The organism is Micromonospora sp. WMMD1120 (genome assembly GCF_029626235.1).
Lineage (GTDB): Bacteria > Actinomycetota > Actinomycetes > Mycobacteriales > Micromonosporaceae > Micromonospora.
The window spans coordinates 6,417,246-6,443,893 of sequence record NZ_JARUBO010000005.1; the positions used below are offsets into that span (position 1 = coordinate 6,417,246).

Here is a 26,648-nt window from a genome sequence, read left to right on the forward strand (position 1 = left end):
ATGCGGCCGAGTCGATGGTTCCTGCGATTGAACCCCCAACCGGACCCGCTGTTCCGGCTGGTCATGTTCCCCAACGCCGGCGCCGGCGCGGGGGTGTTCCGGTCGTGGTCGACGGCGTTCGATCCGCGCGCCGAGGTGTGCGTGGTGCGGCCACCCGGGCGTGACAACCGCAGCGACGAGCCGCTCTGCGCCGACCTGGAGGAGTTCGCGGCCGGCGCGGTGGACGCGCTGGCCCCGCTCGGGCCTGCGCCACTGGCCCTGTTCGGGCACAGCATGGGTGGTCTGGCCGCGTACGTGGCCGCCGTCGAGTGGCGACGGCGCACCGGCGCGCCACCCGTCTGGCTCGGTGTCGCGGCCCGGCGCGCGCCGCAGTTCCGCCGCCGTCCGGACGCGTTGCTGGAGCTGCCCGACTTCGAACTCGCGATGGTCCTCAACGGCCGGTACGGCGGCATTCCCGCCGAGGTGGCCGCCGACCCGGACCTGCTGGCGCACTACGCGCGGATCCTGCGCGCCGACATCGCGGCGATGGACGGCTACACGCACCGGCCCGGCGACCCGCTGGACTGCCCGGTCGAGGTCTTCGGCGGGCGACGCGACCCGGACGCGACCGAGCCGGAGCTGACCGGGTGGCAGGAGGTGACCAGCCGTCCGCTGCGGCGACACATGTTCGACGGCGGGCACTTCTTCCTGCACGATCACCGCGAGGCGGTGGCGACCGCCGCCAACCGGGGCATCCTGGCCGCGCTGGACACCGGCCTCACCGGCCCAGCTCCCGCGCGATGGTCGTGACGACCTGGTCCTCGGCCTGGTCGCCGTGCAGGAAGAAGTGGTCGCCCGGCACCACCTCCAGGGTGAACGGGCCGGTGGTCAGCTTGCCCCAGGCCCGCATCTCCTCCTCGGTGACGAAGGTGTCCCGGTCACCGTGGAAGGCGGTCACCGGAATCGTCAGCGGCGGCTCGTCCGGGTCGTGCCGGTAGGTGTGCACGAGCCGGAAGTCGGCCAGCCCCACCGGCTTCACCGCGGCGCGCACCTCGGCGTCGACGTCGATGCCGAACTCCGTGCGGATGAACGCCTCGTAGCGCTCGTGGTCCCGCGCGGACGCACCGGCCAACTCCTCCAGCGCCGGCACGTCGTCGAAGCCGAACACCTTGAAGGTCTCCATCACCCGGCGGTACACCGGGTTCGGCTGCTCGCTGGGCGCGGTGTACGCGCCGACGAAGAGGTGACTGACCCGGCCGGTGCCACTGAGCCGGCGGGCGACCCGGTAGGCGACCAGCGCGCCGACGCTGTGCCCGTACAACGCGACGGGCCGGTCGAGCCGGGTGGTGAGCACCCGTTCGAGGGCGTCCACCGCCTCGGTGAGGTCGGCGATCGGACGTTCCCGTATCCGCTGCTCCTTGCCGGGGAACTGGATCGGGCAGACGTCGACGTGCCCGGGTAACCGCTTCGCCCAGCGGGCGTAGAGCGAGGCGCCCTTGACCCCGTACGGCACGCAGAACAGCCGCACGTCCGCGTCGGCCCGGTCGCTGCCGTGCACCAGCCACGACTCGGGACGCAGGTCGTAGTCGCGGGCGTACGCGCCGCCGGGGTCGCCGCCGTCACCGGAGCCGGTCAGCAGGGCGGCGAGGTCCCGGATCGACGGACCCTGGAGCAGGTACTCGACCGGGACGTCGTGCCCCAGGTCGGCGGTGATGCGGCGGCGCAGTTCGAGCACGGCGAGGGAGTCCATCCCGTACTCGGCAAGCGGCCGGTCCACCTCCGGGTTCTCCCCGGCGAGCAGACCGCGGACCGTGTCGGTCAGGTAGCCCACGACGTCCGTGTCGGCGTCGCCGTCGTACCGGTAGGTGGTCGCCTCCCGCGCCAGCTCCTCCCGCCGCCGGTTGTCGATCCGGGTGATCTGCACGCCGGTGGCGCGCGCGACCAGCTCGCCGGAGTCGGCGAAGACCAGGAGGTCGCCGCGCAGCCCCTCCTGGACGACGGCGTGCGCCCACAGCGGCCCGGCGACCGGCCGGTCCACCACGAGCAGTTCGGCGATGCGGCGGGTGATGAACGCGTCCCCGTCCAACTGCTCCCGGCCGGCGGCGGCGAAGAGCTGCACGGCCGCGTCCAGCACGCCGGGATGCACCGCCAGCCCGCAGGTGTTCTCGTCCGACCCGGCGGGCCGGAACCGGGCCAGAGACTCGCCGTCACCCACACTGATCCGGTCGATCCAGGTCACCGCGGGGCCCATGGTGAAGCCGCGCTCGCGCAGGTCGGCGTGGAAGTCGTCGGGGGACACCGGACGTGGGCACCGGTTCGCCAGCTCGGCGCGCTCCGCCGCCGTGGTCAGCATCCGCGTGGTGGTCGGCTCCGGGAACAACGTCGCCCGCAGGTGCACGCTCCACGCGCCGCCGCCGGTCGGCCTGCTGTGCACGGCGCACTGCCGTTCCGCGCCGTCGGCGGCGGGCTCCACAGTCACCTGCACGGTCCGCTCGGTCTCGTCGGGGAGGTGCAGCGCCTCGACGAACTCCAGGCCGCGCAGCAGGTAGCTGCGGGACCCGGAGAGGTCGCGGACGGCGGCGGCGACCATCGCGTGGTAGTAGCCGATGTGCAGCACCCCGTTGTTGTCCCGCAGCTCCGGCAGCGTGCCGCGGCCGACCCGGGCCTCGTACTGCGCGGTGGGCAGCGGCGACGACACCCGGCGGCCGGGCAGCGGCGGCACGGCGGACACCGTCGGCGCGGCCGGAGGCGTGGCGGCGACCGGGCCGCCGTGCCTGATCCGCTGGAACGGGCGTACCGGAAGGGGCACCGCACGCCCCGGAGCGGTCGGCGGCAGGTCGCCGCCGGTCCGGTCGGGCGCGCCGGCCGCCACGCCGCGTAGCCACGTCAGAAGGTCGTCGTGGCTGGTCACGCTCGCGTCGGCGCGGTGCGCGAAGACCGTCCGCCGGGTGGCCAGCGTGTGGCACACGTCCGCGAGGTCGAGACCGGGCTCGCCCTCCAGGTAGGCCGCCAGGTCCGCCGCGTGCCGGCGCAACAGCTCCGGGGTACGCGCGGACAGCACAGCGGTGTGCGGCCCCGGGCGGCGCTCGGCCGCCGCTGCCGGTGCCGCCTCGGCGAGCACGACGTGGGCGTTGGTGCCGCTGAACCCGAACGAGCTGACCCCGGCCACCCGGCGCTCGCCGGAGGTGTCCCAAGGCGTCAGCGCGGTCGGGAACCGCGCCGGGATACGCTCCGGCGCCAGGCGCGGGTTGAGCCGGTCGAGGTGCAGGTTGGGCGGTATCTCGCCGTGCTGGAGCACCAGCACCGTCTTGATCAGCCCGGCGATGCCGGCCGCCGCCTCCAGGTGCCCGATGGCCGGCTTCACCGCGCCGATCCACAACGGCCTCTCGGGCGTACGGCCGGGGCCGAGCGCCTCGGTGAGCGCGTGCATCTCGATCGGGTCGCCGAGCGGCGTGCCGGTGCCGTGCGCCTCCAGGTAGCCGACCTCGCCCGGGGCCACCCCGGCCTGCCGTACCGCCTGCCGTACCACCGCCTGCTGGGCCGAGCCGTTGGGAACGGTGAGGCCGCTGCTGCGCCCGTCCTGGTTGACGGCGCTGCCGTGGATCACCGCCAGCACCGGATCACCGTCCCGCCGCGCGTCGGCCAGCCGGCGCAGCACCACCATCCCGCAGCCCTCACCGCGCACGTAGCCGTCGGCCGCCGCGTCGAACGTCTTGCACCGGCCGTCGCGGGCCAGCGCCCGCATCTTGCTCAGCACGATGAAGTTGCCCGGCGACATCAGCGCGTTGACCCCACCGGCGAGCGCGCTGTCGCACTCGCCCCGGCGCAGGCTCTCCACCGCCAGGTGCACGGCCACCAGCGACGACGAGCACGCGGTGTCCACCGCCAGGGCGGGACCGCGCAGGCTCAGCGCGTGCGCGATGCGCCCGGCGGCGATGCTGACCGTCGCGCCGGTGGCCGTGTACGGGCCGATCCCGGCGGCCGGGCGCGGCAGCATGGCGTACTCCGAGCCGGAGATCCCGACGAACACGCCGGTGCGCTCGCCGTCCGGGCCGCCCGGCACGACTCCCGCCGACTCCAGCGCCGCCCAGCTCACCTCCAGCAGCAGGCGGTGCTGCGGGTCCATCTCGGCCGCCTCGCCGGCCGGTACGCCGAACAGGTCCGCGTCGAACTCCAGGATGTCCTCGCGCAGGAAGCCGCCCCGGTCGGTGTAGGTGGCGCCGGGCGCGTCGGGGTCCGGGTCGAGGTGGTCGCCGGCCCACCGGCCGGGCGGCACCGGCACCACCGCGTCGTGCCCGTCGGCCAGCAGCCGCCAGAACGCCGCCGGGCTGTCCGCGCCGCCCGGGAATCGGCAGCCCATCCCGGTGACGGCGATCGGCCCGCCGGCCCGGTCGTCGGCGGCTGCGCGCTGGTCCAGTTCGCGGCGCAGCTCCCGGATGGCGTGCAGGGAGCGTCGCAGCAGCAGCTCATGAGACATCGATGGGGTCCCCTCCGGTCAGCTCGCCGAGCAACCGCTCCAACTCCTCGGCCACGTCGGTCAGCGGCATCGCCGCGATGTCGGCGGCCAGCTCGTCGTCGCCGACGTCGGCCGGCAGCACCGGGAGCAGCCGCTCGAATTTGCTCCGTTCGACCTGGACCACGCCGGCCTCGGCGTACCCGCTGGTCAGCGCCGCGTCGAAGGCGGCGAGGCCGGTCGCGGTGTCGAGCTGGGCGAGGCCGAGGCGGCGGCGGACGAGCCGGGCGGTCTCCTCGTCCACCCCCATGCCGCCGGCCCGCCAGAACGGCCACACCACCGCCACCGAACGTCCACGTCGGCGGCCGGCCCGGCGCTCGTGCTCCCGGGCGTCGGCGAAGGCGTTGAGGAACCGGTTGGCTATCGCGTAGTCGGCCTGCCCGGCGTTGCCCGCCAGCGCGGCCAGCGACGAGAACACCACGAAGAAGTCGAGGTCGTCGCCGGCGGTGGCCCGGTCCAGGTGCAGCGCGCCGGACACCTTCGGCGCGAGCACCTCGCGGACCTCCTCGTCGGTCTTGTTGACCAGCAGGCTGTCGCGCAGCGTGCCGGCCGCGTGCAGCACGCCGTCGAGGCGGCCGAAGCGGCGGCGCACCTCGGTCACCACCCGCTCGACGTCACCGGCGTCGGTGACGTCGCCGCGCAGGTGACACACCCGCTCGCCCAGGTCGGCCAGCTCCGCACGGCGGGACGCGTCGAGCGGCGACCGGGACACCAGCACGACGGTGGCCCGGTACGCGGCGCAGAGGTGCCGGGCGAAGATCAGGCCCAGGCCGCCAGCGCCGCCGCTGATCAGGTAGACGCCGTCGGGGCGTACCGGTGGGGCGTCGGTGGGCACGGGCGACAGTTCGCGGAGCCGGCGGAGCCAGCGCCGGCCGTCGGCGTACCGGGCCTCCCGCTCGTCGTGGTCGGTGACGGTGAACTCCGCGGCGCAGCGCGCGAGCACGCCGGCGGGATCGTCCACCGGCATGCCGACCGAGGCGCACCGCAGCCGTGGGCTCTCGTGCCCGACGCTGCGGACCAGGCCGCCGGTGGACTCGGCCGCCGGGTCGGGCCGGTCCCCGTGGTACGGGTAGACGTGCAGCAACCGCAGCTCCGCGTCGGGCGCGGCGCGCAGCACCGCGCGGACGGCGGTCAGCACCGCCAGTGGACCGTCGCGCAGCGCGGTGTCGGCCCGCGCGCCCCGGGACCACAGGTGCACCACCCGCTCCGGCAGGCCGGCCGGCGACCGGCGCAGCTCGGTCACCAGCCGCTCGTGGTCGGCGGCGGAGTCCGGGCGTACCGCGAACCGGTCGTCGGCCAGCCGCGTGAAGCCGTCGCCGGGGAGGACCAGCACCGATCCGGCCGGCGCGGCGGCGTGCACCGTCGCGTCGACGTCGAAGAGCAGCAGCCGGTCGGTGGCAGCCGTCGCGGGCAGCGGGTCGACCGGCTCCCAGCCGACGCGGTAGCGCACCGTCTCGACGCCCTCCCCGGTCGTCCCGGTCGTCTGGTCGGGCAGCACGCTGGACAGGTACGCGGCCAGCTCGGTCACCGTGGGGTGGTCGAACAGGACGCTCGGGTACAGCTCGACGCCCAGCTCCTCCTCCAGGTGGTTGGTCAGCCGGGTGGCCAGCACCGAGTCCAGGCCGAGGTCGAAGAAGCCGGTACGGACGTCGGGCGGCGCGTCGGGGGCGAACCCGAGCAGCGCGCCCACCAGGTTCCGCACCCGATCCTCCAGCCCTCCCGAGGCGGGAGCGACAGCCGGCGCGGCCGGCGCGGCCGATGCGACAGCAGGCGCGGCCGGGACAGCCGGCGCGGGCGGCGCGGTTCGCTGGCGATCGACGATCCAGTACCGCTCCCGGGCGAACCGGTAGGTGGGCAGCGGAATCCGGCGCGCGGCGGGCCGGGTCCACTCCACCGCGCCGCCGGCCACCCACGCCTGCGCCTCGGGCGCCCCGGGAAGGGGCCCGTCACCACCCACCTGACCACGGACGAGCCCGGGAGCGGGGGTGCCGGCGCTCAGCGCGTCGAGCATCCGTGCGGCGCTGTCCGGGTCCGCCGCCACGAACGCGGCCCGCTCGGTCAGCTCCTCCCGCCCGGTCCGCAGGGTGTACGCGACGTCGGACAGCCGGGGCCTGGTCTCCCGGAGGTACGCGGCGAGCACGGCGGCGTACTCGCGCAGGCTGGCCTCGGTCCGCGCGGACAGGCACAGCAGCTCCGGCCCCGGCTCGTCGGCGGGCCGTTCCGGTGGCGCGGGCGGCTCCTCGACCACGAGGTGCACGTTGACCCCGCCCACCCCGAACGAGCTGATCCCGGCGCGGCGCGGCACCGTTCGCCCGCCCACCACCGGTCGTCGCCACGGGGCCAGCGTGTCCTGCAGGACGAACGGCGTCGCGGCGAAGTCGATCTCGGGGTTGACCCGGTCGGACCGGGTCGGCGCGGGCGCCAGGTGGCCGTGCCGCAACTGGAGGATCACCTTGGTCAGCGCGGCGATGCCGGCGGCGGCCTCGGCGTGCCCGATGACGGACTTCGCCGAGCCGATCGCGCAGAAGCCGGTCCGCTCGGCCCCGAACGCCTCGGTCAACCCCCGCACCTCGATCGGGTCGCCGAGGCTGGTGCCGGTGCCGTGCGCCTCGACGTAGCTGATCGTCGACGCCGGCACCCCGGCCCGGTCGAGCGCGGTTCGGACGAGGGCGGCCTGCGCTCTCGGGTTCGGCACGCTGAAGCCGAAGGTGCGTCCGTCGTGGTTGACCGCCGAGCCGCGGATGACGGCCTCGATCCGGTCACCGTCGGCGAGCGCCGCCGACAGCGGCTTGAGCAGCACCGCGCCCACCCCCTCGGCGGGCACGTAGCCGTCGCCGCCGGCCCCGAACGAGTGGCAGCGACCGTCGCCGGCGGTGAACTGTCCCTCGGTGAGGGTCACGTACTTGCTGGGGTGCAGCGACAGGTTGACGCCCCCGGCGACAGCGGCCGCGCACTCGCCCCGGCGGATGCTCTCCACCGCCAGGTGCACCGCGTACAGCGAGGAGGAGCAGGCGGTGTCCAGCACCATGCTGGGGCCGCCCAGGTCGAACAGGTACGACACCCGGTTGGCGATGCCGAACGACTGCGAGTTGACCGGTGTCCACTCCTGGCCCGACTCGGCCGCGTACAGCTGGTAGTTGTTGTAGGTCACGCCCGCGAACACGCCGATCGGCGCTCCCGTGCCGGCGCCTGCGCCACGACGGCGACGCGGGTAGCCGGCGTCCTCGAAGCACTCCCACACCGCCTGGATGAAGAGCCGCTCCTGCGGGTCCAGGTAGCGCGCCTCCAGCGGCGAGATCGCGAACAGCTGCGGGTCGAACGCGTCCACGTCGTCCAGGAAGCCGCCCCACCGGCAGTAGGGCTTGCCACCGGCGAGCGCGGCGAAGCGCGCGTGGTCCCAGCGGTCGGCGGGGATCTCGGTGACGCAGTCCCGGCCCTCGGCCAGGTTGCGCCAGTAGGCGTCCAGGTCGGGCGAGCCGGGATAGCGACCGCTGACCCCGACGATCGCGATCGGCTCCACCCCGACCGGCGACGCGGCGGCGTCCGGTGGGGCATCGCCCGGCCGGTCGGTGACGGCGGGCGCGGCGGCCGGTACGCCGACGGTGTCCCGCGCGGCGAGGTGCCGGGCCAGGCCGCGCAGGTCACGTTCGGCGAACATCGCCGTCGCCGACAGCCCGGGGAACCGCTCCCGCAGCCGGGCGGTGAGTTCGCGGGCCAGCAACGAGTCGAGACCGTACTCGTCGAAGCCGGTGTCCAGGTCGATCTCCTCCGGCCGCCAGCCGAGCGCGGCGGCGAAGACCCGCACCAGGTACGCGGTGGTGTCGTCAGCCGGGTCCGACCGCTCCGGCTCGTCAGCGGGGCGGTCGGGCCGGACGTCGACCCAGCAGCGGCGGCGCTCGAACGGATAGGTCGGCAGTGACATCCGGGTCGGCGGGGACGGATGCAGTTGCCGCCAGTCGACGCCGCCACCGGCCACCCACAGCTCGGCCAGTTTGGGCAGGCGGCCGGCTGTCGCGAGGTCCCGGACGAACCGCTCCCCCTCGGCGCCGTCGAGCATCGAGGCGAGCACCCTGCCGGTGTGCTGGGCCCCGCCGACGCGTACCCCGTCGGGGTCCTCGCCGGCCAGGTGGGCGGCGAGTTTCTCGCGCAGCTCGGGCACGCTGGAGGCGATCACGGCGAGGCGGTCGTTCATCGGCTCGCGACCGACCTGGAGGGTGTGGGCGAGCCGACCCAGGTCCACGTCGGCCGGGGCGGGTGCCGGGGTCTGCCCGGTGGTGGCGTCGAGGACGCGGTCCGCCAGGGCGGTGATGCTGCCGTCGACGGGGGCGAGCGTCGTGCCGTAGCGCTGGTTGAGCCGTCCGGTCAGCCGCGCGAGGGTGACCAGGTCGACGCCGTACTCGGACAGGTTCTCGTCGACGCCGAGGTCGGCGGCGGACACGCCGGTGACCTCGGCGGTGAGCGTGCGTACCTCCTCGACGACGGGTGTCGCGGACGGTCGGTCGGCACGGTCGGGCTCGCCGCCGAGGAAGGCCAGCAACCGCTCGGCCTGTGCGGTGAGGCGGTCGGGGGTCTTCGCGGACAGGGTGATCACCTGCGGCCCGCTGGGCGTCGTCGCCTCGACGGGTGCCACGTGCTCCTCCAACACGAGGTGGGCGTTGACCCCGCCGTAGCCGAACCCGGAAATGCCCGCCCGACGCGGAACCCCACCGCTGTCCCAGTCCCGGGTGTGGTCCAACACCGCGAACGGAGTCTCGTCCAACCGGATGTACGGATTCAGCGAGTTCACGTGCAGATTCCCCGGCAACCGCCGGTGCCGCATCCCCAACAGCACCTTCGTCAACCCCGCCATCCCGGCGGCCGTCTCCAGATGCCCCACATTGCTCTTCACCGACCCCAACGCACAGTGCGGACTCGTCGCCGGCGCGTGACCCCACCGCTCATACAGCGTCGCGAACGCCCGCGTCAGCGCGGTCGTCTCGATCGGATCACCCAACGCCGTACCCGTGCCGTGCGTCTCCACGAACGAACACGACGCCGGATCCAGACCCGAGCGCTCCCACGCCCGCACGACCAACCGCGCCTGCGCCGCCGTGTTCGGCGCCGTCAACGACGCCGCCCGACCACCATGATTCACCGCGCTACCCCGGATCACCGCATACACGTGATCCCCGTCGGCCACCGCCCGATGGAGAGGCTTGAGCAACACCGCCCCACAACCCTCACCCCGCACGTAACCATCAGCCGCGGCGTCGAACACCTTGCACCGACCGTCCGACGCCAACATCCCGGCGCGACCGAACGACAGTGTGGTCAGCGGACTGAGGATCACGTTGACGCCACCGGCGATGGCCGCGTCACACTCGCCGCGCTGGATGCTGGCCACCGCCCGGTGCACCGCCACCAACGACGCCGAACACGCGGTGTCCACCGGCTCACTCGGCCCGTGCAGGTCCAACAGGAACGACACCCGGTTCGCGAGCATGGCGTGCGCCATCCCGGTCGAGCTGTGCGCCTGGATGTCGCCGGGCGCGCTCCGCAGCAGGTCGGCGTAGTCCATGCCGCTGACGCCGACGAACAGCCCGGTGTCGGTGCCGGCCAGGTCCGAGGCCCGGTAACCGGCGTCCTCGATCGCCCGCCACACCGTCTCCAGGAACACCCGCTGCTGCGGGTCCATCAGATTGGCTTCCGCTGCCGAGATGCCGAAGAAGCGCGGGTCGAAGCGGTCCACGTCGGACAGGAACGATCCCCAGCGCAGGCCCCTGCCGGCCGGGTCGGTCTCCCACCGTCGCCAGTCCCACCGGTCGCCGGGGACCTCGCCCACCAGATCGCGGCCGGCGACCAGGTCGGCGAAGAAGCCCTCGGCGTCGTCCGAGCCGGGGAACGCCCCGGCCAGGCCCACGATCGCGACGGCGTCCGCGAGCGTGGGCGTCCCGGCGGGCGCGGCCACCGGCGGCCGACGCGGGACGGACGCGGACGTCACGGCCGGCGCGGGCGTCACGGCCGGCGCGGCGGACTCCGGCGTCACGACGGGCGTCGGCGACCGGGACCCGGCGTCCTCCTGCGTCCTGGCCGGTGTCGGCGGCCGGCGCTCGGTCACCGTGCGAGGCGGCGCGGGCTGCGGCGGCTCGTGGCCGTAGTGGGCGGCGAGCCGATCGGTGTCACCGGCGACGATCGTCTCGGCGAGCGCGGCCAACGTCGGGTGTTCGAAGAACACCGACGGCAGCAGGCTCAGGCCGAGCATGTCGTTCAGGGCGGTGGCCAGCTCGGTGAAGGTCACCGAGTCGAAGCCGAAGTCACTGAGATCCGCCTCGATCTCCAGGTCGCCGGCGCGCATCCCGAGCACCGTGGCGGCGGCGCGGGCCACGTCCCGGCGTACCGAGGCGAGCACGTCGGCAGTGACGTCGCCGGCGGCCGGCGGCGCGACCTCCGGCGGCGGCCCGCCGGTCAGCCAGTCAGCCAGCCGATCCGGGTCGCCGCACAGCTCGATCACTCGCGGTTCGTCGCCGGCCATCGCCCGGCGCAGGATGTCCAGGCCGGTAGCTGTCGGCAGCGGGACCAGACCGGTGGCGCGTTCCATGGCACGCAGGGCGTTCTCGTCGGCGCGCATGCCGCCGTCCGCCCAGTACGGCCAGACCACCGACACGCCGCGCCCGGCCCGCCGCCGCAGGAACTCGTCGAGGAACCGGTTGGCGTACGCGTAGTCGCCCTGACCGGGGTTGCCCGCCAGCCCGGCGACCGAGGAGAACCCGACGAAGACCTTCAGGTCGTCGGCGGCGGTGGCCTCGTCCAACCACACCGCGCCGGACACCTTCGGCGCCAGCACGGCCTGGACGTCCGCCCAGGACTTGTCCCGTACCCAGCCGTCCCGCAGGACCCCGGCGGCGTGCACGACAGCGTCCACCCGGCCGAAGCGCTCCCGCACCTCGGCCACCGCGGCGAGGACGTCCGCGCGCACCGACACATCCGCCCGTACCAGCGTCACCGCGTCACCGAAGCCAGCCAGCCACTGCCGGCTCGCCGCGTCCGGGTCCGACCGGCTCAGCACGCCCACCCGCGCGCCGTGCCGCTCGACGAGGAACCGCACCACGAGCCGGCCCAGGCCGCCCAGGCCGCCGGACACCACGTACACGTCGCCCGGCGACATCGACGCGGCGCCGCCGAGCGGGGCGCCCCGCCGGTAGGTCAACACCTGGCGTACGACACCGTCCGTGCGGACCTCGACGGTCGTGTCGTCGCCACTGATCTCCGGCCACAGCGCCGCGAAGAGGTCGGACCCGCGCAGGTCCCCGACGTCCACGGTCCGCATCCGCAGCCAGCCGCACTCCATCGCGACCGAGCGGGCGAGGCCGCCGAGCGCGACGCCCTCGACGGTTCCCGGGTGCGCCACCACGATCCGTACCACGGCGTCGACCCGGGTCCGCGCCACGGCCCGCACCAGGGCGAACACCCGCTGGACCCACTCCTCGGCGCAACCCTCGGTCCGGTCTGCGGCGTAGACGACGGTGTCCGGCGTGCCCCGGGCGCAGAGCCGCTCCCAGAGCCGCGCCATGTCGTCGCCGTCGCCGACCCGGACGTCGCCGTCGGGCCGCTCGGTGCGGGCCGCGCCCACCGTCACCCGGGTGACGCGGGCCGCGTCCCAGCCGGGCAGGTCGTCCGGGACGCTCCGGTCGGAGAGGACCACCACGTGCCCGACCGGGCGGCGCCCGGCCGTCGGCGCGGGCGTCCACTCCGGCACGAACCGGACGGTCGGCGCGACGTCGGTGTCCGCCGCCACCGCCGGCTGCGCGTCAGCGGACGGCGTCAGGTTGCGCAGCGTCAGGCCGCGTACCACGACGAGCGGACGGCCCGTTCTGTCGACGACGGTGATGTCGAAGGCGGCCGTGCCGTCGTCCGGGCGGCGTCCGTCGGACCAGGTGGCCACCGCGAGGCAGTGGGTCGGCAGCGGGGCGAACACCTCGACCCGCCGAACCGCGAAGGGTACGTAGAGGGGCGCCGCACCGCCCGGCGACGCCTCGGGAAGCAGACCGACGATGCTCTGGAAGGCGGAGTCGAGCAGGCCGGGATGCAGCACCCAGCGGTCGGCGACCAGGTCGGGCGGCAGGCGCAGCTCGGCGACGGCCTCGGCATCGCCACTGTGCAGCCGCTCGACGGCCTGGTACAGCGGCCCGTACCGCAGGCCGGCCGCCGCGAACGCCCGGTACGCGGACCCGCCGTCACGCTGCCGGTCGCAGCGGGCGAGGACGGCCGCCACGTCCACCGGAGCGGGGTCCGGCAAGTCCCCGTACAGCACGCGGCCCTGGCTGAACCTCATACCGTCGCCGTCGGCCACCACGAACCCGGCGCTGTCCGCGCCGGTGGTCAACTCCACGGTGATCCGCTGCGTCGCGCCCGCGGCGGGGCGCAGCCACACCACGTCGGCGAGCCCGGTGACCGGTCCGGCGGCGGCGCCGGCCGCGCGGGCGAATTCGAGCTGCGCGGCGCCGGGCAGCACCGGCACGTCCCGCACGACATGGTCGGCCAGGACGGCGTCCTCCGGGCCCAGCCGCACGGTGAAGGGCCGGCTGTCCGACGGCGGGGTGTGCGTGTAGTCCTCCGGGACCCAGTAGCGGTCCGGGCTGAACGGGTAGGCGGGCAGCTCGGTCAGCGGCGGGTGCGCGGCGGGCCAGGCCGCCGTCCAGTCGGCGTCGGCGCCGGCCGTCCACTCCCGCGCCCACTGCTCCCAGGTCTGCCGGTCGGCGCCCGGACGCGTGGCGACCCGCGCCGGTCGCGTCCCGGTGGGCACCCGGCCGGTCCAGGGCGGCGCGCCGAGTGCCTCGATGGCCTCGTCGAGGGTGTCGGCCCAGATCGCGGCGCGGTGCTCGAACGCCTCCCGGCCGGCCTGCAACGTCCACGCCACGTCGGCCAGGTGCGGCCGGTTCGCGCGCAACGCCTCGGCCAGCCGTCCGCAGTGCGCCGTCAACCGCTCGGCGGTCCGCGCCGACACGACAAGCAACTGCCCACCCTCCGGCCGCCGCGGAACGGGCGTACGCGGCGGCTCCTCGATCACCACGTGCGTGTTGCTGCCGGACATCCCGAACGAGCTGATGCCCGCGCGGCGCACCACCCCGTCGGTGGCCGGCCACGGCACCGTCGCGCTGTTGATGACGAACGGCGAGCCGTCCAGGTCGAGGAAGGGGTTCGGCTCCTTCCAGCCGGCCATCGCCGGGATCTTCTCGTGACGCAGCGACAGGATGGCCCGCATCACCCCGGCGACACCGGCCGCCGCCTCCAGGTGCCCGAGATTCGCCTTCACCGACCCGAGCACGCAGCCACCCGGCCGACCCTCGTCACCGAACGCGGCGCGCAGCGCCCGCACCTCGATCGGGTCACCCAACAGCGTGCCGGTACCGTGCGCCTCCAGCAGACCCAGCTCGCCCGGTGACACCCCGGCATCGGCCCACGCCTCGGTCAGCACCCGCGCCTGCAACTCCGGCCGCGGCGCGGTCGGGCTGTTCGACCGACCCACATGGTTGGTCGCCGACCCGCGCACGACAGCGAGGACCCGATCACCGTCGGCAAGCGCCTGCTCCAGGGGGCGCAGCACCAGCACGGCGACGCCCTCACCCGGCACGTAACCGTCCGCGCCCGCGTCGAACGGCCGGCACCGCCCGGTGGGCGACAGCGCCTGCGCCTTCGCGGTGTAGACGTAGTGCAGGGGGCTCAGCAGCAGGTTCGAGCCGGCGACCACGGCCCTGTCGCACTCGCCCGCGCGCAGCGCGCGTACCGCCAGGTGCAACGCGGTCAGCGACGACGCGCAGGCGTTGTCCACCGGCACGCTCGGGCCCTGTAGGTCGAAGACGTAGGAGAGCCGTCCGGCCAGCGCCGACGGTACGGCGGTGACCGCCTGGTAGTCCTGGATGGGTACGCGCGCACGGACGATCTCGTCCCAGTACTCGTGGAACGACACCCCGAGGTAGACGCCGGTGCGGGTGCCCCTGATCCGCCCCGCGCACCCCGCATCCTCGAACGCCTCGTACGCCACCTCCAACAACAACCGCACCTGCGGATCAAGCCACACCGCCTCCCGCGGCGACACACCAAAAAACTCCGCATCAAACCTGTCCACCCCCGACAGGAAACTCCCCCACCGCCCATACGACCGATCCGCCACCGACCGATCCACGTCAAACCACAACCGCCAATCCCACCGACCCCCCGGCACCTCCCTCACCACATCCACACCCGACACCAAATTCCCCCACAACCCACCCACATCCGACGCACCCGCGAACCGCCCCGCCATCCCCACCACCGCCACCGCACCCGACAGACCAGACGGACGCGATGCAGCCGAAGGCCCAGACACGGCCGCACGAACCGGAGCCGGCTGCGGCACGGCCGCACGGACCGAAGCCGGCTCCAGCGGGACCGACCCGGACGAAGCCGACCCGGACGAAGCCGGCTCCGGCGGGGCCGACACCGGCAACCGCTCCCCCACCACCGACGCGTGCTCCGCGACGAAGTACGCCGACAACTCCGCCAGACACTGCTGCTCGAAGAACAACGTCGGATACAACTCCACACCGAGGTCGTCCTCAATGCGGCGGGTGAGGTCGATCAGCTCGCCGGACTGCACGCCCAGCTCCATGAAGTTCGCCGTCCGGTCCAGCGTCCCCGGATCGACGTCGAGGTGCCCGGCGACCAGCCCGGCCAGGTACGCCTCGACTCGACCGGCCAGGTCGTCCCCGCTCCCCGCCGGCACCCCGAGGGAGGCCGCCGGCACCCCGAGGAAAGCCGTCGGCACCTCCGACGCGGCGGCGGTGAACAACTGGGTGTCGCGGACGTGGCGGAAGGTGAAGCCGTCGACGGCGAGCAGCGGCCGGCCCGACTCGTCGGTCAGCACCAGGTCCATGGTGAGGGCGTGGGCGTCGGCCCGGCGTACGCGGGCGTGGCAGTGGCAGACCTCGGGTAGCGGCCCGGACCCGTGCACGGCGGAGATCGCCACCGGCACCCACATGCCCGGGGACCCCGGTGGCAGCAGGATCGCCTCGTCCACCGCGGCGGCGCCGGTCACGAACCCGCCGTCGAGCAGGACCGGGTGCACGGCGAGCCCGGACAGGGCGTCCCGCGCCTCGGCGGAGAGGCGCAGCACGCCGAGGCTCTCGCCGTCGCCGACCCACACCTGCTCGACGCAGCGCAGCGCGGGCTCCCGGGCCAGCAGGGGGTTGGCGGCGAGTTGACCGGCGTCGCGGCCGGTGCCCGCCCGCAGCCCGTCGAGGTCCAGTGTGGGCAGGTCCGCGAGCCGGTCGCCGTCGCGCAGCTCCGCCGTGACGCTCAGTCGGGACTCCGCGCCGGTCCGGTAGCGGCTCTCGACCACCCGTCGCCCCTCGCGCTCCACGACGGCGACGCTCACCTCGGTGGCGGTTCCCGCATCGAGCACCACCGGTTCGTGGAAGGTCAGACCGCGCAGGTGCCGGGGGCCGTCCTCGGCGCGGGTCAGCTCCACCGCGAGCGCGCAGTGCGTCACCCCGAGCAGCACCTGCCGCCCGAAGACCTGGTGGGCGCGGAGGTACGGCTCGTCGTGCCGGAAGTGCCGGGTGAGGGTGGTCGGTGTCGGGGCGAGGAGCGCCTTCGCCTCGTCCCGGGAGAGTCGGCCGGCCCGGAACTCGGCGAGTACGGCACGGATGTCGGTGGTCATGCCCGCTCCTTGCTCAGCCGGACGACGGTGGCCGCCGCGTGGTCCAGGTCGACGTGCCCGTCCTCGATCAGGTCGAGGAGGTCGTCGAGGGTGTCTGGCGCAGTCGTGACGGGTTCGTCGAGCCGGTAGCGGCGGCGGTCGAAGCGCGGCGGAGGCAGCGCCGACCGGTTGCCCGCCGGGCCCTGGTACTGCTCGACGACCACGTGCGCGTTGGTGCCGCCGAACCCGAACGCGGACACCCCGGCCCGGCGCGGCGACCCGTCGGCCGCCGACCAGGGCTGGGTCGACGTCACCGGGAAGAACGGCGACTCGGCGAACCGGAACCGGGGATGCGGGCGTACGCAGTGCAGCGTCGCCGGCAACACCCCCGTCTGGACGGCGAGCACCGCCTTGACGAAGCCCACCACACCGGCGGCGCGCATCAGGTGGCCCACGTTGGACTTGACCGACCCGATCCCGCACCGGCCATCGAACACCCGTGTCGCCGCCCGTACCTCGATCGGGTCGCCCAGCAACGTCCCCGTGCCGTGCGCCTCCAGGTAGCCGACGGACCCGGCGGGCACGTCCGCGTCGGCCAGGGCGGCGCGCAGCACCGCCTCCTGGCCGTCGACGCTGGGCACGGTCAGGCCCATGGTGCGGCCGTCGTTGTTCACCGCGCCGCCGCGCACCACCGCCGCGATCCGGTCGCCGTCGGCGACCGCATCCGGCAACCGGCGCAGCAGCACCAGACCGCCGCCCTCACCGAGCACCAGCCCGCTCGCGCTCTCGTCGAAGACCGCGCACACCCCGTCGGGGGCCAACGCGCCCGCCTCGCTGAACCCGACGTGCAGGTCCGACCCGATGATCAGCTCCACCCCGCCGGCGATGGCGATGTCGCACTCCCCGGACCGCAGGGCGCGGCAGGCCGCGTGGATGGCGACCAGCGCGGACGAGCACGCGGTGTCGATGGTCTGCGCCGGCCCGCGCAGGTCGAAGAAGTCGGACACCCGGGCGGCCATCATGTTCGGGATGGCGCCCACCAGGGCGTTGCGGCGACTCTGTTGCGGCAGGTCGGCGATGCGTCCGCGCAGGTACGGGCTCTCGCCGCCGCCGATGAACACGCCGGTCCGGGAACCCGCCACCTCGTCCGGCCGGTACCCGGCGTCGGCGAACAGCTCCGCTGCCAACTCCAGGACCAGCCGGTGGTGCGGGTCCATGACCAGGGCGTCCGCCTCGGCGACGCGGAAGTAGCCGGCGTCGAAGTCGAACGCGCCGTCGGTGAACCCGCCCCACTTCGAGTACGACGAGTTCGGCCGTTCCCGGGTCGGATCGAACACCGTCGCCACGTCCCACCGGTCGGCGGGCACCTCGGACACCAGACACCGCCCGGCCACCAGGTTGTCCCACAACGCCGGGACCGAGGCGGAGCCGGGGAAGCGCCCCGCCATCCCGACCACCGCCACCGCGTGCTCCGGGCCCGCGGTTGGAGACACGGCCGCGACCGGGGACGCGTCGACGGACGGCCCCGCAGTGCTCGGCCCGGTCGGGGACGCGGACGGCACGGTCCGGGCCAGGTACGCCGCCAGGGCGGCGATCGTCGGGTGCTCGCTGACGGCGCTGGGCTCGACCACTGTGTCGAAGCGCGTCTCCAGACGGTTCAGCAGCGTCATCAGCAGGATCGAGTCCAGTCCGTACGCGGACAGGTCCTCGTCCGGGTCCAACTCGGCCACGTCCACCTTCAACACGTCGGCGCAGACCCGCGTCACGTCGACGCGCAGCGCGCCGCCGTCGGCAGTCGGTGCCGCCGCGACCCGGACCGGCTCGGCGGCCCGAGCGGTGGGAGCCGACTCCGGGGCGGCGGCCAGGCCGAGACCGACGCGCAGGCGGGCCGTGTCGCCGTACAGGAAACGCACCTGGGGGTCGACGGACGCCCCGGTCAGCACGGCGTCCAGGACGGCCAGGCCGGCGGCGGGCGGCAGTGGTCGGGTGCCGGCGGTCTCCCACAGGCGCTGGCGCAGGGCCGCGTCGACGGTCATGCCGCCGCCGTCCCACAGCGGCCAGCCGACCGACACCGTCACGCCGGGACGCCGGGTCGATCGCCACGCCGCGAACTCGTCGAGGAACCGGTTCGCGTACGCGTAGTCGGCCTGCCCCACGTTGCCGAGGGCGCCCGCCAGCGACGAGAAGAGCACGAAGCGTTCCACGCCGAGATCCGCCGTGGCCTCGTCGAGCCAGCGCGCGCCGGCTACCTTCGGACCGCACACCGCGGCCAGGTCGGCGGGCGACTTGCCGGCGACCAGGCCGTCGCGCAGCACCCCGGCGGCGTGCACGACGACGTCCACCCGGCCGAAGCGCTCCCGGGCCGCCGCCACCACGGCGAACGCGTCCGCCCGCACCGACACGTCGCCGCGCACGAACGTCACCGACGGCCCCAGGCCCGCGAGCCAGTCCCGGTCCGGCGTCGACCGGCCCACGGCCACCACCCGCGCGCCGCCGGCCACCAGGTGCTCGACCACCAGCCGGCCCAGGCCACCCTGACCGCCGGTCACCAGACACACCGTCCCGGCCGGTGCCGCGTCCCCGACCGGGGCGGCCGTCTCGCGCCAGCGCCACACCGCCCGCTGTACGCCGAGGTAGCGGACCTCGACCTCAGCGCCCTCACCGCCGAGCCGGCGCGGCAGCAGCGGGTCGGTCGCCGCGTCGTCGTCGAGGCGCACAGTGGTGAACGCCAGGTGCGGCTGCTCCTGCCGGACGGTACGGGCGAACCCGGCCACCGCGGCGGCCTCCGGCGCTGCGGTGGGGTGGGCGTACACCAGTGGGATCGGTGTGCGCGACCGCGCCCACGCCCGGGTCAGCGGCAGCAGTGACCCGAGCGGGTCGTCGTCCGCCCCGGCGGTCAGGGACCACAGGTGCAGCACCGCCACGGGTTCGTCGCCCCGGGCGGACAGCGCCTCGCGCACCCGGCGGTGGTCGTCCACCGAGCGCGGGTCCACCTCGTACTCCGCTCCCGCCACCACCTCCCGGTACCGGTCACCGGGCCGGACCAGCACGGTGCCGGGCGCGACCCGGCGCCGGTCGTGGTCGAGCAGCAGGACCGGTCCGGCGGCCGGTTCGGGCGCGGACGCCGCGACCCAGTCCCCGGCGAAGAACAGCGGACCGTCGCCGACGGGTACGGCGCGCAGCGCCAGGCCGCGCAGCTCGACCCGCACGTCGCCGTGCTCGTCGGTGACGCGGACGTCGTAGCGGCGTTCGGTGCGCGTCTCGGCGCGGGCGACCACGTGGGCGTACCCGGCCCGCGGCGTGGGACCGGCCACCACCACCTCGGCGACGGCGAACGGCACGTAGACCGGCGCGGCGTCGCCCGGTGGCGCGTCCCACGCCCCGGCGACCGCCTGGAGCGCGCCGTCCAGGAACGACGGGTGCAGCTCGTACCCGGTGTCGGCGCGCCGTGGCTCGGGCAACTCCAGGCGGGCCAGCACCTCGCCCGGCCCGCACCGCAGCTCCCGCAGCGACCGGAACGACGGCCCGTAGCGCAGCCCGGCCGCGTCGAACGCCGCGTAGTAGGGAGCGCTGTCGCGGCGGTCGGCGCAGCGGGCGCGGACCTCGTCCAGGTCGACGCGTCCGGGGTCGGGCGCGGGGCCGGTCTCGGCGTGCAGGCGACCGCAGGGCCTCCCGTCGGCCTCCCACTCGACCCGCAGCCCGCCGTCGACCGCGCGCACCGTGCTCCGCACCGACACCGGCGCGCCGTCGATCTGGACCGGGCGGGCGAGGACGACGTCCCGGAGCCGCCGGACCGGCCCGTCGCCGGTGGCCTCGGCGGCCCGGCGGGCGATCTCCAGCAGCGCCACCGCGGGCAGCGTGGGCCGCCCCGCCACGACGTGGTCGGTGAGCACGAACTCGCGCCCGGTCAACTCGGTGCGTGTGCCGGTGTCCGCGCCGGCATCGATGTCGGTGTCCGCGTCGGTCTCCTCGAACCAGCACCGGGCCTCGGCGAACGGATAGGTCGGAAGGCTGATCAGGGCTCCCGTGCCGGTCGGCCAGTCGACGTCCTGCCCGGCCACCCAGGCGCGGGCCAGCCGCCCCGGCTCGTCGCCCGGCGCGGCGGGGTCGCCGCCGCCACGGATGACCCCGGAGTCGTCGCCGGCGGCGAACCCGGCCAGCGCCTCGACGAGCGCGGCCGGGTCGTCGGCGACGACGGCGAGGCGTTCGGCCATCGCCTCCCGGCCGGTGCGCAGGGTGTACGCGACGTCGGCGAGCCGGATCGCCGGCGCGCCACCGCCGGACAGGCGACCGGTCACCGCACCGACGGTGTCGGTGGGGCGCACCGCGCCCGTCCAGCCGTACCGACCGCGCAGTCGCCCGGTGATCTCCGCGACCGTCACCGGGTCGGCCCCGAGCTCGTCGAGCGGCTCGTCGTCGGGCAGCTCGTCCACCGCGAGACCCAGTACGGCCGCCGCGACGGCGCGTACCTCGTCCACGGGCACCGGCGGGGCGGCGTCGCGCAGGTGGTCGGCGAGCCGACCGGCGTACGCCCGCAGCCGCTCCTCGGTGCGCGCGGAGAGCACCACGACCTCCGGTCCGGGCGTCGGTGCCGGCGCGGTCGGCGCCGGAGCCCACTCCTCGACGACGACGTGCGCGTTGGCCCCACCCGCGCCGAACGAGGAGACGCCGGCTCGGCGGGGGACGTCCGGCGGCGTCGTCCACGGGGCGAGCGAGCGTTGCAGGGCGAACGGCGTGCCGGCCAGGTCGAAGCCCGGGTTCGGCGGGTCGCAGTGCAGCGTCGGCGCGAGACGCCGGTGTCGCATCTGGAGGATCACCTTGGTCAGTCCGGCGATCCCGGCGGCGGCCTCGAGGTGCCCGATCAGCGACTTCGCGGAGCCGAGAGCGCAGTAGCCCCGGGCGTCGGTCGTACGACGGAACGCGTTGGTCAGGCCGGCCACCTCCAGCGGGTCGCCCAGCTCGGTGCCGGTGCCGTGCGCCTCGACGAAGGTGACGGTCGCGGGGTCGACGTCGGCCTCGCGCAGCGCGGCGTGGATCACGTCGGCCTGCGCGTTCGGGTCGGGCACCGTGAAGCCCCGGGTGGCCCCGGCGTGGTTGACGGCGCTGCCGCGAATGACGGCGTGTATCCGGTCGCCGTCGCGCAGGGCGGCGGAGAGCGGTTTGAGCAGCACCGCCCCGACGCCCTCGCCGGGCACGAACCCGTCGGCGCCGGCGCCGAAGCTGCGGCACCGTTGCGTGGGCGAGAGCATCCGGGCCTGGCTGAGGGTGCTGAACCGGCTGGGATGCAGGTACAGGTTGACGCCGCCGGCCAGGGCCATCTCGCACTCGCCGCGCCGGATGCTGGCGCAGGCCAGGTGCACGGCGGTCAGCGAGGACGAGCACGCGGTGTCGACGGGCATGCTGGGGCCGTGCAGCCCGAGCACGTACGACACCCGGTTGGCGATCGACCACGGCGCTGTCTGCGGGTGCACGGCGACGCCGCTGGCCCACCGCTCCGGTCCCCACAGCAGGTACGTGTAGGTGGTGGCGCCGGCGAACACGCCGACGCGTCCACCCCGTTCGCGCAGCCGCTGCCGGGGGTAGCCGGCGTCCTCGAAGGTGGCCCAGGCGGTCTGGAGGAAGAGCCGCTCCTGCGGGTCGATGGTCTCCGCCTCGCGCGGGGAGATGCCGAAGAAGAGCGGGTCGAACCGGTCGACCCCGTCGAGGAACGCCCCGGAGCGGCAGTAGGTCTTCCCGTCGACGGCCCGCAGCGGGTCCGGGTCGTAGTACCTGTCGACGTCCCAGCGGTCGGCCGGCACCTCGGTGACGCAGTCGCGGCCCTCGGCCAGGTTGCGCCAGAACTCGTCCAGGTCGGCGGCCTGCGGGTACCGGCCACCGAGTCCGATGACGGCGATCGGCTCCGCCACCGGCGGCGGCACCGCGACCGGGGCGGTCGTCGCCGGCCCCGCGGTTCGTGCGCCGTGGGTGGTCTCCAGGTGGGCGGCCAGCGCGGCCGGCGTGCGGTGCTCGTACAGCAGGGTGGTGGGCACCGTGCCGAGCCGGCGGGTCAGCTCGTCGCTGAACCGGCGGACCAGGAGCGAGTCGATGCCCAGGTCGTTGAGGTCGGCGTCGACGGCGAGGTCGGCCGGGTCGACGCGGAGCAGCCCGGCGAGCACCTCCCGCACCACCGCCAGCATCCGGCCCACCGGTGCCGCCGGCTCGCCCGCCGGCACCGGCTCGCCCGGCGCGGCCGACCCGTTCGACGGTACGGCCGTTGCGTCGAGCCGCTGGACGGCGACGGCCGCGCCGGGGCTGTCGTACATCAGCTCGGCGTGCCAGCGCAGCGGCCGGGTGCCGTACAGCACCACCGCCTCGGGGTGCCCACCCGCCAGCACCTCGTCCCACAGGCGCAGGCCCTCGGCGGTGGGTAGCGGGTGGCTGCCGAACCGTTCCCGGGCCCGTCGGGCCGCCTCCCCCGGAGCCGACATGCCGCCGGACTCCCAGAGCGGCCAGTGCAGCGTCACCCCTCGTCCGGGGCCCTGCCGGTCCGCCACGTACGCGGCCTGGTACGCGTTCGCGTACGCGTAGTCGGTCTGCCCGGCGTTGCCGAGCACACCGGCCAGCGAGGAGAACACCGCGAAGAAGTCCAGCGGCTGGTCGGTGGTGACCCGGTCCAGCACTGCGGTGCCGTACACCTTGGCGGCCGTCACCGCGCGGATCCCGGCGTCGTCGGTGTCGCCGAGCAGGCGGTCCCGGTTGACCCCGGCGGCGTGCACGACGCCGCGTAGCGGGCCGAACCGCTCGCGGGCGGTCGCGACGGCCCCGCGCAGGTCGGCCTCGTCGGTGACGTCGGCCCGCAGGTACGCCGCGTCGGGTCGGGCGTCCAGCCACCCGCGCAGTTCCGCGCCGACGGCGGAGCGGCCGAGCAGCACCACCCGGGCGGCCTGGGACAGCAGGTGGTCGGCGATGATCCGGCCGAGTCCGCCGGCGCCGCCGGTGACGAGGTACGCGGCTGCGGCGCGCACCGGCAGGGCGGGCGCGGAGCCGGCCGTGGCGGGTACCAGCCGCCGGCGGTGCCGGACGCCGTCGGCGTACCGGACCTCCACGGTGTCCGGCGCGGCGAACTCGTCCCGGCACCTGGCGGCCAGCCGGCCGTCGACACCGGCGACGTCGAGTCGCCGGCCGGTGAACCGGCTGTCCTCCTGGGCGAGACCGCGCAGCACCGCCGCGACCGCGGTGTCGGCGGGCGCGGCGGGGCCGGCGTGCACGTACAGCAGGCGGAGCCGTTCCAGCGCGTCGCGGCCCAGCAGGGCGCGGAGCAGCCCGACCAGCGGCAGCAGCACCTCGTCGACCACCCGCTCGGGGGCCGGCCTCGCCCGGGAGAGGTGGATCACGTCGAGCCGGCCGCCCAGCTCGCTGAGGAGCCGGTCGAGGTGCGCGGGGTCGCGCGGGTCGGCGGTGACGCGCCGACCGGCGCGCCGGTACGCGGCGCCGGGCGTCACGACCACCGCGGACGGGTCGGCGGCCAGATAGTCCTCGGCCAACCGCCCGTCGTCGGCGAGCACCACTGTGGCGTGGGCGGGCTCGGTGGGGGCGGGGCGGGCGGTGGCCGGTTCCCAGACCTGGCGCAGCAACGTCGGCGCGGGCGGTTCCCTGTCGGTCGGGCCGGTCGCCCGGGGCACCGGCAGGTCGGCGCCCCAGTACCGGTCCCCGGCGAACGGGTAGGTGGGCAGCGAGATCCGCCGTCCCGGGGGCGTCCCGGCCGGGTCGTCACCGTGCGCCCAGGCGATGGCGACCGCCGCGGCGTGGTCGTCCGGCGAGTGGCCGTTCGCCGTGGCGAGGCCCGGTTCGGGCGGCACGGTGACCACGACGTGGCCGTTGACCCGGGCGTCGACGCCACGCCCGACGCCGTGGTCGGCGGCGTGGCCGTTCGCGGACGGGGGCACGGCACGGCTGCGGAAGACGCCGGGAACGGCCGGCTCGCCGTCGACGAACGCGTCCAGCGCCGCCCGCGCCTCGTCGACGTCCCGGGCCACCACCGCGAGCCGCTCGGCCATGGGCTCCCGACCGACCCGCAGGGTGTACGCCACGTCCTCCAGCGCCGGGCGCGCGTTGTCGAGGTGCGCGGCGAGCCGCTGCGCGACGGCGGTGAGGCGGTCGGGGGTCCTGGCGGACAGGGTGATCACCTGCGGCCCGCTGGGCGTCGTCGCCTCGACGGGTGCCACGTGCTCCTCCAACACGAGGTGGGCGTTCACCCCGCCGTAGCCGAACCCGGAAATGCCCGCCCGACGCGGAACCCCACCGCTGTCCCAGTCCCGGGTGTGGTCCAACACCGCGAACGGCGTCCCGTCCAACCGGATGTACGGATTCAGCGAGTTCACGTGCAGATTCCCCGGCAACCGCCGGTGCCGCATCCCCAACAGCACCTTCGTCAACCCCGCCATCCCGGCGGCCGTCTCCAGATGCCCCACATTGCTCTTCACCGACCCCAACGCACAGTGCGGACTCGTCGCCGGCGCGTGACCCCACCGCTCATACAGCGTCGCGAACGCCCGCGTCAGCGCGGTCGTCTCGATCGGATCACCCAACGCCGTACCCGTGCCGTGCGTCTCCACGAACGAACACGACGCCGGATCCAGACCCGAGCGCTCCCACGCCCGCACGACCAACCGCGCCTGCGCCGCCGTGTTCGGCGCCGTCAACGACGCCGCCCGACCACCATGATTCACCGCGCTACCCCGGACCACCGCATACACGTGATCACCATCAGCCACCGCCCGATGGAGAGGCTTGAGCAACACCGCCCCACAACCCTCACCCCGCACGTAACCATCAGCCGCGGCGTCGAACACCTTGCACCGACCGTCCGACGCCAACATCCCGGCCTGGGTGAACGCGATGTGCGCGGTGGGGGTGGCCATGACGTTGACACCACCGGCGATGGCCGCGCCGCACTCGCCACGCTGGATGCTGGCCACCGCCCGGTGCACCGCCACCAACGACGCCGAACACGCGGTGTCCACCGGCTCACTCGGCCCGTGCAGGTCCAACAGGAACGACACCCGGTTGGCCAGCACGGAGTGCGCGATGCCGGTGGGCGTGTGCGGTTGCAGGCCCCGCCCGCCGGCCAGCATCAACTCCAGGTAGTCCATCCCGCCCACGCCGACGAACAGCCCGGTGTCGGTGCCGGCCAGGTCCGAGGCCCGGTAACCGGCGTCCTCGATCACCCGCCACACCGTCTCCAGGAACACCCGCTGCTGCGGGTCCATCAGATCGGCCTCGACCGCCGAGATGCCGAAGAAGCGCGGGTCGAAACGGTCCACGTCGGACAGGAAGGCGCCCCACCGCACCGGGGTACGGTCGCCACCGGTCCACGGGTCGCCGTACCAGCGCCGCCAGTCCCAGCGGTTCGCGGGCACCTCGCCGACCAGGTCCCGGCCGGCGGCCAGGTCGGCGAAGAAGCCCTCCGCCTCGTTCCCGCCGGGAAAGACCCCGGCCAGACCCACGATGGCCACCGCGTCGCCGGGCGTCGCCACCGGCGGTGCAGGCTCGCGGTCGGCCGCCACGACGGGCGCCGGAGCGGACGGCGGGGCGGGCGCCGACACCGGGGCGGGCGGCGGCGCGGCGCCGTAGTGGTCGCGGAGCTGGTCGGCGTGCTCGCGGAGCAGATGGTCGGCGAACGCCGCGAGCGTCGGGTACTCGAAGAAGACCGACGGCAACAGGTCCAGCCCCAGCTGCTCGTTCAGCACGTTCGCCAGCTCGGTGAAGGAGATCGAGTCGAAGCCGAACTCGCTGAGGTGTGCGTCGAGGTCAACGTCGGCGGGATCGACGTCCAGGACGGTGTGGATCGCCGCGAGCAGGTCCGCGCGGACCCGCTCGAGCAGCCGGCCGGACGCGTCGGCGTCGGTGTCCGTACCGGTCGGGTCGGCGCTGGCCGGCGCGCGTACGCCGGCGGTCGCCGCGAAGGTCCGCAGGATGCGGTCCTCGTCCCCGTGCAGCTCGACGAAGAGCGCCTCGTCGGCCGCGAGCGCGCGCCAGAACATCGCGACGCCCTCGGCGGCGTGGATCGGCCGGATGCCGGCGACACCGCGCATCAGCCGTTGGGTGGCCTCGTCGATCCGCATTCCACCGTCGGCCCAGTAGGGCCACGCCACCGACACGCTGCGCCCCGGCCGCCGGCCGGTCCGCCAGCGCGCGAACTCGTCCAGGAACCGGTTGCCGTACGCGTAGTCGCACTGGCCGGCGTTGCCCACCAGCCCCGCCACCGAGGAGAACCCGACGAAGACCTTCAGGTCGTCGGCGGCGGTGGCCTCGTCCAGCCACACCGCCCCCCACACCTTCGCCGCCAGCACCGACCGGAACGCGGCGACCGACTTGTCCCGCAACCACCCGTCGGCGTTCACGCCGGCGGAGTGCACCACGCCGTCGACCCGGCCGAACCGCTCCCGCACCGACCCGACAGCGGCGATCACGTCCGCGCGGACCGACACGTCGGTACGCACGAACAGCACCGACCCGCCC

The 26,648-nt window shown here is 75.0% G+C and carries 4 protein-coding genes (1 of these 4 only partly in view); 1 reads left to right on the forward strand and 3 read right to left on the reverse strand.

What is annotated here, in order from left to right; translation table 11 throughout:
* Positions 1–789 (forward strand): alpha/beta fold hydrolase, encoded by a 789-nt coding sequence (locus tag O7634_RS29125; RefSeq protein WP_278154109.1) that lies wholly within the window; start codon positions 1–3, stop codon positions 787–789.
* On the opposite strand, the gene O7634_RS29130 is transcribed toward O7634_RS29125, so the two are convergent.
* The 3 genes in view from O7634_RS29130 to O7634_RS29140 are tightly spaced (each overlapping or abutting the next) and all read right to left on the reverse strand, a layout consistent with a single transcriptional unit that may run on beyond the window.
* Positions 758–4,456 carry a beta-ketoacyl synthase N-terminal-like domain-containing protein gene (locus O7634_RS29130; protein WP_278153333.1) on the reverse strand — a complete coding sequence of 1,233 codons (3,699 nt, stop codon included), beginning with the start codon at positions 4,454–4,456 and terminating at the stop codon, positions 758–760. The two genes, O7634_RS29125 and O7634_RS29130, sit on opposite strands and share 32 nt — an antisense overlap.
* A complete protein-coding gene (locus O7634_RS29135) occupies positions 4,446–16,169 on the reverse strand; it encodes an SDR family NAD(P)-dependent oxidoreductase (protein ID WP_278153334.1) in 11,724 nt (3,907 codons plus the stop codon). The genes O7634_RS29130 and O7634_RS29135 overlap by 11 nt, the downstream gene beginning before the upstream one ends.
* A protein-coding gene (locus tag O7634_RS29140; RefSeq protein WP_278153335.1) for an SDR family NAD(P)-dependent oxidoreductase crosses the window boundary here: on the reverse strand, positions 16,166–26,648 show its 3' portion. Its footprint extends 860 nt past the window's final position; the window shows 10,483 of its 11,343 coding nt (coding positions 861–11,343); the start codon falls outside the window, past its right edge; it ends in the stop codon at positions 16,166–16,168. The genes O7634_RS29135 and O7634_RS29140 overlap by 4 nt, the downstream gene beginning before the upstream one ends.